Here is a 12,573-nt window from a genome sequence, read left to right as displayed (position 1 = left end):
ACGACGCAGCTTCATAATGCGTACGTATATTAGCTGTTTGCTGGAGCCGGGCTTGGCATGCCAGCCGGTTTGCGCCCTTTTTTGAGCAACGTCACAACGAGGGACAGTGCAACAGCAATCAGCAGTACAACCACGATGGAGCCTGCGGCAGACTGCACGCCCGGGCCACCTAGTTGCACGCTTAGAATACCCTGAACCGCATAGGTTGCAGGCAAGTAGTGACCGATTCCGCTGTAGAAGCTGTTCAACAATTCACGCGGCACCATCGCACCGGATGACACCAGTTGCAGGGATAGCGAGATAATGTTAAACACACTTCCTGCTGGTCCAAAGCAAATCAGGAAGAACTGGGAGAAGAACATAAACGTACACAGGAACAGCGCCTGGAACAACCAGAAGGCCACGAATCCTTGTGCAATCTGCCCTCCCAATGCCACGATCAGAGAAGAACCAAGCAAAGAAACAACCAATGCGGAACCTACATTAATGACAACTCGGGCACCGAACAATGTCATGCGGGAATACATGGAAGACAACATACCCATAGCTACTTGAAGATTCATGCCCATAATCATGGCGCCTACATAAGAGGCAAGCACCATCATCATCGGTACCATCTGATTGTTCATGCCGTTCACCGGATTAATCGATGTCGTCTTGCCTTCCACCCGGTTGGTCAGGTTCTTAGCGGCCTGAGCAGCTTGATCGGCTGAAGCACCCGAAGCGGTAAGAACAGTTTGCACACCTTGTGCGGAAGCTTGTTTGTTAATGGTGTTGGTCACGCTCTGTGACACACCTTGCATCATACTTTTAATCGTTACCGGATTGGCTTCATTAATCGTATATTTGATCTCGGCAGTGGCGCCAGCCGTTTGAAGGGATTCATTAAATCCTGCCGGAATGTCCAGCACCATGTGCACTTGATGATGGTTCAATTGATCCAGTGCTTCAGAGGCACTCAGGTTAGCCACGGTATGGAAAGGCAATGTTTCTGCCAATCGATCCGCAATCCCTTTGGAGAGTTCACCATCCTCATTCACAATAGCTACCGTTAATTCTTTCGTCCGATCGTTCACACCGGAATATGCGGTCATCCAGATCACACTAAAAATAACCTGAAACATCAGTGCAGTAACAATGCCTATGATCACTGGTGGTTTTTTAAACAATGTACGTAGAGCTTGCAACATATAATTAGGTTCCTCCATCTTCAAAATAGTTCAAATTTGATTTAAACATCCGTTTGAATCAAACGATCGTTTAAATTTTATAGGCATATGTCTTTATTGTCAATATACTTTCGTAATATTCAGAAAATTCGGCCCGCATTTTCATGAATGAAGCTGGGTTTATTTTCATGAGTGTTAATCTTGGTTAGCTTATGACCGCTTTTGCGTAAAAAATACGCAGTTCGCCTTGAAGCGAGCCGCGCATTTTAAAGGATCATCATTGATCTGTTACATAGCTCTTATTACCCAAGTGTTAATCTCTTATCTTATGACTTCGTTCGAGCAAGCTTCATCCGCTGCAACCGCAGGGCGTTCAGCACAACCGACACCGAGCTGAATGCCATTGCAGCCCCCGCCAGCCACGGAGCCAGAAATCCCGCGGCCGCGATCGGTATGCCAATCACATTGTAGCCAAGTGCCCAAAATAGATTCTGCTTGATATTGCCCATCGTGCGGCGGCTCATCTCGATGGCATCTGCAATGCTGTTTAAGTCACCACGCATCAACGTAATATCTGCGGCTTCCATCGCTACGTCGGTTCCGGTTCCAATCGCCATTCCGATATCGGCTGTAGCCAGTGCGGGGGCATCGTTGATGCCATCTCCAACCATGGCAACCTTTCGGCCACTCTCTTGCAATTTTTTCACTTCGGCCGCCTTGCCTTCCGGGAGAACTTCTGCCAAAACGTTCTGGATGCCCGCTTGCTCTGCTACCGCACGAGCTGTTCGTTCATTGTCTCCCGTAATCATAATGACATCGATTCCCATAGATTGAAGCCGTCCAATGGCCTCCCGAGAAGTATCCTTGATCGTATCCGCCACCGCAATGATGCCCGCCCACTGGCCTTGAGAAGCAACCAGCATAGCCGTACGGCCCTGTTCCTCCAAAGCGCTCATCTGCTGTATGCCTTCCTCCGGTACCTCTACGTTCGCATCTGCCAGCAAGCGGCGTGTTCCCACGAGAATCTCTTCAGCAGATACCGTTGCACGGACACCATAACCAGGGATGTTCTCAAACGATGCAGCTGACTCCAAAAGCAGACCTTTCTCCCGAATACCGTTCACAATCGCCTCGGCTAACGGGTGCTCCGAGCTTTGCTCTGCCGCTCCAACACGCTTAAGCAACTCTGATTCTGTCCAGCCGGGTGCAGCAATAACATCAGTTAATACAGGCTTGCCTTGGGTAACGGTTCCTGTTTTGTCGAGCACAACCGTCTGAATCTGCTGGGCTGACTCCAGATGTTCACCGCCTTTAAACAGAATGCCATATTCCGCCGCACGACCTGAACCAGCCATGACAGAGGTCGGTGTCGCCAGCCCGAGCGCACATGGACAGGCGATAACGAGCACAGCTATCGCTTTTTCCAACGATCCGGCGAAGTCCCCCGGACTTGCAAACAGATACCAGATCAAAAAGGTCAGTACAGCAATCCCCACCACAATAGGCACAAATATTCCTGAGATCACATCGGCAATCCGCTGAATAGGTGCTTTTGATCCCTGTGCCTGTTCGACCACTTTAATAATTTGCGATAGAGCCGTATCTGAGCCAACTCGGGTCGCCTGAATACGAAGAACACCATTTTTGTTCAGCGTTGCACCCGTGACGGGATCGCCAGGCTTTTTATCGATAGGTAGACTTTCTCCACTCAGCATGGATTCATCGACAGAGGATTGACCCTCTTCTACGATACCGTCCACCGGAATGCTGTCTCCAGGCTTTACCAGAACCAGATCACCAACGGCTACATAGGAAGCCGGAATCAAAACTTCCTGTCCGTCACGGATAACACGTGCTTCACGGGGAGCGAGTTCGATCAAGCTTTTAATCGCCTGTGAAGAGCGCCCTTTCGCCACAGCCTCGAACCATTTTCCAAGTAAAATCAACGTAATCAAAATCGCACTTGTCTCATAATACAACTCCACCATCGGCATAGCGGTAGAGCCTGCAGCAGTTCCTATACCCGTTCCCATTGCACCATGATCCATACTCTGACCCATACTGGCATCAGGTAAGTACCCGCTCGTGAGCGTCAGATACAGGCTATAAAAAAAGGCGGCGCTTGTTCCGAGTGCCACAAGTACGTCCATGTTAGCACTACCATTGCGAAGCGCTTTATATGCACCTACATAGAACTGCCATCCAATCACAAATTGCACGGGTGTCGCCAGTAACAGCTGGAACCATGGGTTCAAAAACAGCTCAGGTACATAAATGCCCGATGTAAAGGAGAAATGGGCAACCATTGCCCACAATAACGGAATGGACAAGAGTGCGGAGATCATCCATTTCCATTTCTTACGCTGTAGCTCCCGTTCCCGAACAGAGGTCGATTCCTCCTGTGTTAATTGCATTTCAGCGCCATAACCCAGCTGTTTGATTTTGGCTGTAATATCAGATGGCTTGAGGGTACCGGCAGCATATTCAATATGCCCTGTCTCTAGCGCCAGATTAACGTTAGCTTGAATAACACCCGGTAGTCGTGACAGTCCTTTCTCAATACGTGCAGAGCAGGCCGCACAGGTCATTCCCGTAATATCCAGATCGACGGATTCTGTCACCGTACCATAGCCAAGTGCCGCGACTTTGTCCCGTAATGCGTTCACACTGGTCGTTTTGGGATCATACGAGATGGTTGCCTGTTCAATGGCAAGGTTCACATTAGCTTCATGTACGCCTTCCATGCGGGACAACCCCTTCTCCACACGTGTAGAACATGCGGCACAGGTCATACCCGTAATGTGCAAGGTTGTCTTGAGACCTGAATTCTCCACAGGTACAGGAGTTGGTACAGGTTCTATATTTTCAGATGCGCCCGTTGTCATCATGTTAGCTCCTTTCGAACGTTTTATATACCCTATAGGGGTATATTCAGGACGGAAAATCAGGCTTAAACCCTCCCTTGTATAATCAAGTTCAACTGAGAATCAAGAGGTTTAAGCCTGTACTGCCATCTTTCGTTAATGAACTTCTCTCGAATCAATTAAACAACGTCGTATCCTTGATCTTCAATTGCGGCTTTGATCTGATCTACTGTAACCGCCTGCTCATTATATTCTACAGCTACTGTTCCGGCTGCCAGATCCACCTGACCATTTGCACCCGCATTTTTCACCGCTTCTTCAACGGACTTTACACAGTGATTACAAGACATCCCTTTGACATTCAACGTAACATTAGACATGTTTCATTCCTCCTCGATTGAGTATGTTCGTATTTACTATATAAATTGAACTAAAGATTATTTACATGGGCACTCCGTTTCTGTGTAAACGATTAGTTCAAAATATATAGTTTATCATCTGCACATTACTTCATCAGTTTTCTAACGGTAACCAGTAATTCATCCACGACTTCGTGTTCGCCGGCCTGAATACGTTCCACAATACAGCTCTTCATATGCCCTTCCAGCAAAAGCTTGCCTACCGAATTGAGCGCAGACTGTGCTGCAGCGATCTGGGTTAACACATCATCACAGTATGTGTCCTTATCAATCAGCCCTTTGATGCCGCGAATCTGACCCTCGACCCGGTTCAAACGAGAGATCAGGTTGCCCTTCATCTCCTGCGAATGGTGGCTTTTACGAATGGGCTTGCCGTCTTTATCGAGGTTCACGGCGTGGCATGAATCCGCTTGTTGCTCGGACTGATGTTCCGCAGTGTATACCGGCTCTTCGGGATGGCTTTGATGTTCCATCATAACACCCCTTTTCTTTCGTTCTTCATTCAGATTAACATACCCCCATGGGGTATTCAAGGATTTATTTTATTTTATTATCGAACATTTTGTGTATGTAGTTTTTATGCTCAGATTTATTCCACTACTCGACTTACAATTACAATGAAAACTCCAGTCTGCTGCTACGCACCCTTAGCCCCATCTGTTCATAAAAAGCCTGTGCATGCGAGTTGAATGTAGAAACCGTTAATTCTAAGTGGTCCGCCTGAAGCTCTCTTCCCAGATCCAACATGGTCTGCATTAATCGTTTGCCTGTTCCATGTCCTTGGTGACTTGAATCCACCACGAGTTCGTGGAGGTATAACATCCTGCGATCCGCAAAAAGCGAATGATCCTGAATGATGCTCAGCTGTGCGCTACTGAAGCCGACAATTTTACCAGCCTCTACGTGTTCCGCTACATAGAGGTAACGATCATCCTTCGCAAGCCAATCGGTGTACTCCTTTTCCCCAAGCCTGGGGTGCAAAGGTTTGTAAATGTCCGGTCTTGCCTGTACATGTAACTCGTGTAATTGATCCAACAACGTAGATACACCAGGATAGTCAGCAAGCTGTGCATTTCGGATCTGTATGGTATTCTTCATATTTGTTCCCTCCACCTTTCCTTATTATGTATTTATAATATTATACTAGGACGAAAAAGCAGATACCCTAAGGTACCTGCTCTGTCGATTAATACTATTTTTTGGAGGTTGTATTGATTTCTTCGTTATAAGCAACCGGTGATGGTTTAGCTGCCCAATCATCCGCCTGTGGCTCAATGTCCACGCCATTCAAGATCTTCTTTTTCTCCATCAAGGAGTCGCCATCTTCATCCAGTTTATTGCGAAGTTTTGCTTCATCCTGAGGTTGATTGTTCTGTGTCATCGTGTAAATCCTCCTTTTGCAATCTCATGTTGGATTCTGTTCCTGTATATAATTACCCAATGATTTCAAAATCATTCTGACTACATCAGCTGAACAAAAGTTCTTACACACTGCACTCCGATGATAGAATAACTTTCCTCGATGTAAAAAAAGACGCCCCCCGGCCATATTCATGACCGTAGAAGGACGTCTGACAAAATGTCCACTCTCAGTGGACGTTCACATTATGTTTAAGCTATCTTGTCGCCTGATCTTGGCGAGCAAGTGTAGCAAGTGCGCGTAGCGCTGCATTGATCTCGTGCTCCACAGCCTTAGCGACCGCATCGGTATGCGGATCATACTCGGCAGCAAGATCACTGTCTGCGAAGCCGTCAATCGCTACAATGGCTCCAGCCCGTGCACCACGCAAGGTGCTTACGATATAGAGTGCAGCGATCTCCATCTCGGCGGCAAGTGCTCCAGCCTGCTTGTATTTACGGTGTGGAATCTCCTCTACCCCTGTAAAGAATGCATCCAGTGTTACTGTGATTCCCACGCCAACTTTGGTAGCCCCCACACCTGTAAATGATGCTGCTCCAGCTTCTGTTCCTGCCTTACCACTCACAGCCTCACCTTTACCACTGCCTGTCTCACGTGCAGCAGCAACCAATGCGCTGGTCACATCAATATCCGCCACCGCGGGGAAGCCATCTGGTACTAGCTGACGTGTCAGCCCATCGGAGCGTACAGCTGCAGTGCTCACAATAACGCTACCTGCTGGATAATCGGCTGTATATGAGCCTGCTGTGCCTACACGAATCAGGGTTTTCACTCCTGCGCGAATCAATTCCTCGAAGCACACAGCTGCACCCGGTGAACCTACCCCATGACTAACCACGGCCATCTGAATGCCTTCATACTCACCTACAAATGTGCGATATTCGCGGCTGAACGCGAGCTCTCTGGCATTCTCCAACTTTCGGGAAATTTTCTCCGCACGAGCCGGATCACCGCACACGATAGCATACTCTGGCATATCTTCCGAATGAATCTGCAAAATCGGCATCAACATCTTAATCAAACTCCTTCTTCGTCCACTCATCCTCAGGAATCGGCAGATCCTCACCCGAGAAACGCTGTTCCTTGAACGGATCGGCAAAATGGTGGAAACCATTGCTTTCCCAGAAGCCGTTGCGATCCTCTGTCATAAACTCCAGCCCACGCACCCACTTTGCACTTTTCCAGAAATACAGCTGTGGCACAACCAGTCGCAGTGGGAATCCATGCTTCGGTGTGAGTGGCTCGCCGTTATATTTGAACGCAAGCAATACATCACCATGCATCAGTTCTTCGAGTGGCACATTGGTCTCATAATCATGGTCCGCATGAATCATGACGTACTTCGCTTCTGGTTTAACCCCCAGCAGCTTCATGAATTCCGAGAAGCGGATACCCTCCCACGGTGTATCAAATTTTGACCAGCGGGTAACGCAGTGAATATCACTTACCATGTTCACCTGCGGCATCGCTTGAAGCTCAGCCAGAGAGAACACCTTCTCTTCTTCGACTTCACCAAAAACCTTCAAATCCCAAGTGGAAAGGTCATACTCCGGCACTTCCCCTTCATGCAAAATCGGGAATTTCTCCGTCAGCACCTGACCTGGCGGCAACCGATCTCCGTAATCGGCGCCAGCTTTCGGTGACGGTGTTTTGGTTTTTTTCAAACGCTCAGCTTTGTTATGCACGTCCCTGATTCCTCCTTTGCTACAATTAACGTGAGCTTCCGCCTGCTTTCAATGCATCCTGCGCATACGTCCGGTCTTTGAAAAAGAACATCGCCACCAGTGTTACAATATACGGCAACATCATGGTGAAATGGGTCGGCAGAGAGAAGCCTTGCAGACGAATACTGAGTGCTTCCATGAATCCAAAGAGTACACTAGACCCCATCACCCCAAGCGGGTTGGCTTGTCCCAGCATCGTAGCAACCAAAGCGATGAAGCCGCGACCTGCGGTCATGCCTTCGGTGAACATCGTCACCTGACCAAGGGACAGCTGCGCTCCAGCCAGTGCACACAATACACCACACATCAGTACAGCACCATACTGAATGCCGCGTACCTTGATGCCAATGCTCTGTGCTGCAATCGGATTCTCGCCCACGGAACGCAGACGGAAGCCGGATACACTTTTAAATAGATAGAACTGTAAAGCAATAACAATCATAATGCCTAGATATACGAGTGGGCTATGACCAGATAACACCGTGCCCACCCAAGGAATATCCTTAATCAGCGGAATGTCCAATTTCGGGAGGCCCACCATATTTTTATCATAGTATGCACCTTTTACGTCGAAGATTGCCCGCAGGGCAAAGGTCGTGAGTCCCGCCGCCAGAAAGTTCAACGATATACCGACGACGATGGCGTTAGCCTTGAGATTAATACTTATAAATGCAAAAAGCGCCGAGAACAGCATCACGATAATAATCGAAAACAGTACTGCCAAGAGTACATTGCCGAACAAGTAATTGCCCACAATCGCGGAGAATGCCCCGATCAGCACCAGTCCTTCCAAACCCACGTTAAACAGACCGACGCGCGAACATAAAGCCCCGCCAAGTGCTGCGAGCAGAATCGGCGTCATAATCCGCAAGGTTGAGCCAAACATGGCTGCATCAAACAGTTGTTGCATTGGACTTTTTCTCCTTTCTCCGCTTCAGGAAGGAATAACCGATCTGTGCCGAGACAAACAGTGTCAAGACAGCCTGAATTACGCTACCAACTTCCAGAGGGACATCCGTATTCCGCTCCATGCCCATCGCCCCTGTCTGTAATGCCGCGAGCAGAATAGCCGCTACAGCTGTACCCAGTGGGTGCGAGCGCGCCAGCAATGTAGCCATGATGCCGCTCCACGCATAACTTGCCGAGGATAACGAGCCATCCAGGAAACGATACTGCGTACCTAGCACTTCGCCAGCACCCGCAAGACCTGCAAGTCCACCACTAATGACCATGGACAGCATCATCATACGAATCCGGCGAACACCGCCATAAGCCGCAAAAGACGGATTGCTACCCAGCATACGAATTTCATAACCCGTCACCGTTTTATGCGTAAACCAGTAGATCACCATCGCCGCTATAATCGCTATAATGAAACCCGCGTGCAGTCCCATACCCTGAAATAGCTTCGGCAGCCAGACACTCTGATCAATCATTGGTGTCTGCGCCATCGCTGCTGATCCTGTCTTATCTTTGAATGGATACGAAACCATATATCCACCAAAATACGTCGCAATATAGTTAAGCAGTAGTGTGGTAATCAAAAGGTTCATGCCAAAGCGTGCATCCAGCCACCCTGCAAAAAGGGACCACACACCGCCGGCGATAATTCCCGCCAAGATGGCAGCAATACATACGAACCAGCCCGGCCCTGGCAGATAAAGCGCCGTGAGCGCCGCACTGAGTCCGCCCAGAATCATCTGGCCTTCCGCACCCATATTGAAAAATCCGGCGCGGAATGCCAGTGCAACACCCAGACCCGCCAAAATAATCGGCGTGGCACGTGCCAATGTATTGGTGAAGAAGTAGAAGTTACCGAAGGCACCCTTCCACATCTCGGCATACGTATCTATGACATTGCCGCCAACGACCAGAATGGCGATCGCACCGGCGAGCAAGCCAATCAATACGGCAAGTAGCGGCTGCACAAGTCCGCGAAGTGTTTCTTTTACCCGATTCATACCCGCTCTTTCCCTCCTGCCATCAGCAAGCTGATCTGTTCTTCTGTCGCTTCCGCTGCCGGAAGTTCTCCGGCAATCTCGCCTTCATACATCACGATAATGCGATCCGATAATTGCAAAATCTCTGACAACTCGGATGAGATCAACAGGATACCTGCTCCCTCATTCCGCTTGCGCAACAATTCCGCGTGAATAGTCTCCATTGCACCGATATCTACCCCACGTGTAGGCTCTGCTGCAATCAGAAACGGTGTATCCTGCGCAAATTCACGTGCAGCAATCAGCTTCTGCAAGTTACCGCCCGATAGAAATTGGGCTTTTGTTTCCGCCGAGCCTGTCTTGATGCTAAACTGTTTGATCCAGCTTTCCACCATTGCTTTGGCTGCTCTGGCCTTGACCATGCCCCGCTTTTGCAGACGATGATGGTGCCCCATCAGTCCGTTCTCCTTCACGCTGGCGTCCTTCGCTGCCCCCCACATATAGCGGTCTTCCGGAATATGGGCGAGACCATGCTCACGAATCCGGCGTACCGGCCAATTGGTCGTGTCCTGTCCGGATAGAAGCACTCGGCCTCCATCGGGCTTCCGCAACCCGGCAATCACCTGAATCAATTCGGATTGACCGTTACCGGAGATGCCCGCTATCCCGACCACTTCACCTTTGCGAACCTTCATATGAATATTATTAAGTGCAGAGCGGTCTTTGGCTCCCGAGAGTTGAACGGCTTCCACCTGAAGCACAGCTTCACCCGGAACCGATGCGGGTTTGTCCATTCGCACCAGTTCACGCCCGACCATCAGACGTGACAACTCCTCTACATCGGTATCCTTCGCTTCTAATGTACCTGTGACTTGTCCATCTCGAAGTACGGTGATTCGATCCGCGACATCCATAACCTCTTGCAGCTTGTGTGTGATGATGACAAAGGTTTTGCCCAGCTTCGCGAGCGATTTCATATTCGCCAGCAGTTCTTTCACTTCAAGCGGAGTAAGCACCGCCGAAGGTTCATCCAATATAATGATGTCTGCTCCCTGATGCAGCACTTTAAGAATTTCTACACGTTGTTGCATACCCAGGGGACATTCTCCAACTCTTTTCCACGGGTCGACCGGCATGCCGTATTGTCTGCCCAATTCATCGACCTGAGCTGCCGCTTTTTTTCGATCAAATACCCCTGCCGCCGCAGGTTCACGTCCAATGACAATATTCTCCGCTACCGTAAAGGATGGAAACAGCATGAAATGCTGGTGCACCATGCCAATCCCGCTCGCCATAGCCTGAGATGGTGTTGCAAAGCTTACCTCGCGCCCACGGACTTTAATCGTGCCTGTTGTCGGTTGCTCCATCCCGTACAGCATACGCATTAGCGTCGTTTTCCCTGCTCCATTCTCCCCGACGAGAGCATGAATCTCCCCCTCGCGAAGATTAAAATGGATATCCTTGTTCGCCGTGAAGCTACCGTATTTCTTCGTAATTTGCTCCATCTCCAACAGCATATCTTGCGTTCGCTCCTCTCGGTTAATATAAGTTCAACGTGAAATGGTTACACTGGGCACTCCGATGACAGAACAACCTTTCGATCGCTGTTATCCCCGGATTTTTTTGAACTCCCTTTTATAAAGGAGAAAATCCGGGGATAAGCTTATGCTTACGATGTAGCTTTCTTGCAGAAAGCTTTCAGGCAACCACTTCGCTTCTCCAGGTTTCTTCTGTCCTCTCCGTTATGGTGTAAACGTTAAGTTCAACATATATGGTCACTGTAACAGTAGCAAAACCGGCTGCCTGGTTGGGCAGCCGGCTAACTAGATGGATTACACATCCGTCAATTCATTGCTCATTCTTCATATGAAATATTTCAGATCATATATAAGAAGTGATTTATATCCTTACTATTGTTGCAATGGATCTTTAACTACAATTTTACCGGATACGATGTCATCCTTGATCGCTTTAACTTTGTCGATAACTTCTTGACCAACAAATGCATTCAATGGAGACTCACTGTCACGCGTGACGTATGTCAGGCCTACACCGTCTTCTTTCAAGCCGTAGTTCACTGCGCCTGCTTTGAATGTACCTTCTGCAAAATCTTTCACGGTCTCATAAGCCACAGTATCCGTAGATTTCAACTGGGACAGTACGATATGCTCCGGATCTTCTACTGTACGGTCTGTATCTTGTCCAGAAGTGTAGAAGCCTTTTTCTTTTGCCGCTTCGAACACCCCAAGATCACCTACAGCAGATGCACCTGCGATGAAGTCAGCACCTTTGCCGAATTGCACCAGTGCCAATTCTTTCGCTTTAGCCGGGTCATTGAAACCACCAACATAGTTCACCAGGAATTCTGCTTTTGGATTAACCGACTCCAGACCTGCTTTGAAACCTTCTGTATATTTCTTAATCAAAGGAATGTCCATTGCAGCGACCATACCCACTTTATCCGTTTTCGTGGAAAGTCCGGCAGCAGCACCCAGCAGGTACGCTCCTTCATATTCACGGAAACCAACGCTACGAACGTTAGGCAGATCAATCGCTGTGTCTACAATCGCAAACGACTTGTTTGGATTCTCGGCAGCAACCTTTTTGAGTGCATCTTCTGCCTGGAACGTTGCTGTAATAATCAGATCATAATTCTCAGCAACAGCTGCACGCAGGTTTTGCTCGAATGCTGCAGGGTCTGTTGATTCAATCGTTTTGGTATCCACCTTGAACTCTTTACCTGCTTTTTTGAAGCCTTCATCCATTTGTACAAAGAAAGGGTTGACCCCTATTTTTTCAGGAAGTACCAGTGCCATTCGCAGGGATTTTTCAGAATCGCCGCCTTGAGCGGATTGTTCGTCTTTAGTAGCTGATTTCCCACAAGCGGCCAGCAAAATAGACAACATAACAATTGATAAGACGAACGATAAACCTCTTTTCATTTTGAAAATTCCCCTTTTCAATAATCTTTTTTATTATCCTAGCGGATAATGTCGATCCTTGTCAATAAAACTTTCAGCGTATACACTCATATGGA

12 protein-coding genes are annotated in these 12,573 nt (G+C 48.5%); all 12 read right to left on the bottom strand.

Going from position 1 to position 12,573, the window contains the following annotated elements:
- Nucleotides 1-29: 29 nt before the first annotated feature.
- Nucleotides 30-1,208 (bottom strand): YhgE/Pip domain-containing protein, encoded by a 1,179-nt coding sequence (locus tag MHI38_RS18645; protein WP_308722994.1) that lies wholly within the window; start codon nucleotides 1,206-1,208, stop codon nucleotides 30-32.
- A gap of 287 nt (nucleotides 1,209-1,495) precedes the next feature.
- The gene (locus MHI38_RS18640) at nucleotides 1,496-4,054 is read right to left on the bottom strand and encodes a heavy metal translocating P-type ATPase (protein ID WP_261769535.1); all 2,559 of its coding nucleotides are present in this window, start codon (nucleotides 4,052-4,054) and stop codon (nucleotides 1,496-1,498) included.
- Between the two features lie 158 nt (nucleotides 4,055-4,212).
- Nucleotides 4,213-4,413 (bottom strand): copper ion binding protein, encoded by a 201-nt coding sequence (locus MHI38_RS18635; protein ID WP_090918799.1) that lies wholly within the window; start codon nucleotides 4,411-4,413, stop codon nucleotides 4,213-4,215.
- 125 nt (nucleotides 4,414-4,538) lie between these two features.
- Nucleotides 4,539-4,925, bottom strand: a complete 387-nt coding sequence (locus MHI38_RS18630; protein ID WP_154891479.1) for a metal-sensitive transcriptional regulator — start codon at nucleotides 4,923-4,925, stop codon at nucleotides 4,539-4,541.
- 139 nt (nucleotides 4,926-5,064) lie between these two features.
- Nucleotides 5,065-5,550: a GNAT family N-acetyltransferase gene (locus tag MHI38_RS18625; RefSeq protein WP_154891444.1), complete on the bottom strand. Its 486-nt coding sequence runs from the start codon at nucleotides 5,548-5,550 to the stop codon at nucleotides 5,065-5,067.
- 94 nt (nucleotides 5,551-5,644) lie between these two features.
- Nucleotides 5,645-5,833: a hypothetical protein gene (locus MHI38_RS18620; RefSeq protein WP_090918807.1), complete on the bottom strand. Its 189-nt coding sequence runs from the start codon at nucleotides 5,831-5,833 to the stop codon at nucleotides 5,645-5,647.
- 235 nt (nucleotides 5,834-6,068) lie between these two features.
- Entirely contained in the window at nucleotides 6,069-6,884 is an 816-nt protein-coding gene (locus MHI38_RS18615; RefSeq protein WP_154891445.1) for a nucleoside phosphorylase, read from the bottom strand.
- Nucleotide 6,885: 1 nt separating this feature from the next.
- Nucleotides 6,886-7,557, bottom strand: a complete 672-nt coding sequence (locus MHI38_RS18610; RefSeq protein WP_341181517.1) for a sulfite oxidase-like oxidoreductase — start codon at nucleotides 7,555-7,557, stop codon at nucleotides 6,886-6,888.
- Nucleotides 7,558-7,582: 25 nt separating this feature from the next.
- Nucleotides 7,583-8,506 carry an ABC transporter permease gene (locus tag MHI38_RS18605; protein WP_154891447.1) on the bottom strand — a complete coding sequence of 308 codons (924 nt, stop codon included), beginning with the start codon at nucleotides 8,504-8,506 and terminating at the stop codon, nucleotides 7,583-7,585.
- A complete protein-coding gene (locus tag MHI38_RS18600) occupies nucleotides 8,490-9,557 on the bottom strand; it encodes an ABC transporter permease (protein ID WP_090918814.1) in 1,068 nt (355 codons plus the stop codon). The genes MHI38_RS18605 and MHI38_RS18600 overlap by 17 nt, the downstream gene beginning before the upstream one ends.
- Nucleotides 9,554-11,053, bottom strand: a complete 1,500-nt coding sequence (locus MHI38_RS18595; protein WP_308722996.1) for an ABC transporter ATP-binding protein — start codon at nucleotides 11,051-11,053, stop codon at nucleotides 9,554-9,556. The genes MHI38_RS18600 and MHI38_RS18595 overlap by 4 nt, the downstream gene beginning before the upstream one ends.
- Before the next feature lie 393 nt (nucleotides 11,054-11,446).
- Nucleotides 11,447-12,478, bottom strand: coding sequence for a BMP family lipoprotein (locus MHI38_RS18590; protein ID WP_090918818.1), 1,032 nt, complete (start codon nucleotides 12,476-12,478; stop codon nucleotides 11,447-11,449).
- Between the last annotated feature and the right edge of the window lie 95 nt (nucleotides 12,479-12,573).

It is taken from the genome of Paenibacillus sp. FSL K6-1558 (genome assembly GCF_038002565.1).
GTDB classification, from domain to species: domain Bacteria; phylum Bacillota; class Bacilli; order Paenibacillales; family Paenibacillaceae; genus Paenibacillus; species Paenibacillus polysaccharolyticus.
This window is presented reverse-complemented; position numbering and strand designations above follow the sequence as displayed.

What these genes read in the sequence shown, in the direction of transcription:
- MHI38_RS18645 (WP_308722994.1), bottom strand. Translation starts at nt 1,208, where the DNA reads ATGGAGGAACCTAATTATATGTTGCAAGCTCTACGTACATTGTTTAAA.
- MHI38_RS18640 (WP_261769535.1), bottom strand. Translation starts at nt 4,054, where the DNA reads ATGACAACGGGCGCATCTGAAAATATAGAACCTGTACCAACTCCTGTA.
- MHI38_RS18635 (WP_090918799.1), bottom strand. Translation starts at nt 4,413, where the DNA reads ATGTCTAATGTTACGTTGAATGTCAAAGGGATGTCTTGTAATCACTGT.
- MHI38_RS18630 (WP_154891479.1), bottom strand. Translation starts at nt 4,925, where the DNA reads ATGGAACATCAAAGCCATCCCGAAGAGCCGGTATACACTGCGGAACAT.
- MHI38_RS18625 (WP_154891444.1), bottom strand. Translation starts at nt 5,550, where the DNA reads ATGAAGAATACCATACAGATCCGAAATGCACAGCTTGCTGACTATCCT.
- MHI38_RS18620 (WP_090918807.1), bottom strand. Translation starts at nt 5,833, where the DNA reads ATGACACAGAACAATCAACCTCAGGATGAAGCAAAACTTCGCAATAAA.
- MHI38_RS18615 (WP_154891445.1), bottom strand. Translation starts at nt 6,884, where the DNA reads ATGTTGATGCCGATTTTGCAGATTCATTCGGAAGATATGCCAGAGTAT.
- MHI38_RS18605 (WP_154891447.1), bottom strand. Translation starts at nt 8,506, where the DNA reads ATGCAACAACTGTTTGATGCAGCCATGTTTGGCTCAACCTTGCGGATT.
- MHI38_RS18600 (WP_090918814.1), bottom strand. Translation starts at nt 9,557, where the DNA reads ATGAATCGGGTAAAAGAAACACTTCGCGGACTTGTGCAGCCGCTACTT.
- MHI38_RS18595 (WP_308722996.1), bottom strand. Translation starts at nt 11,053, where the DNA reads ATGCTGTTGGAGATGGAGCAAATTACGAAGAAATACGGTAGCTTCACG.
- MHI38_RS18590 (WP_090918818.1), bottom strand. Translation starts at nt 12,478, where the DNA reads ATGAAAAGAGGTTTATCGTTCGTCTTATCAATTGTTATGTTGTCTATT.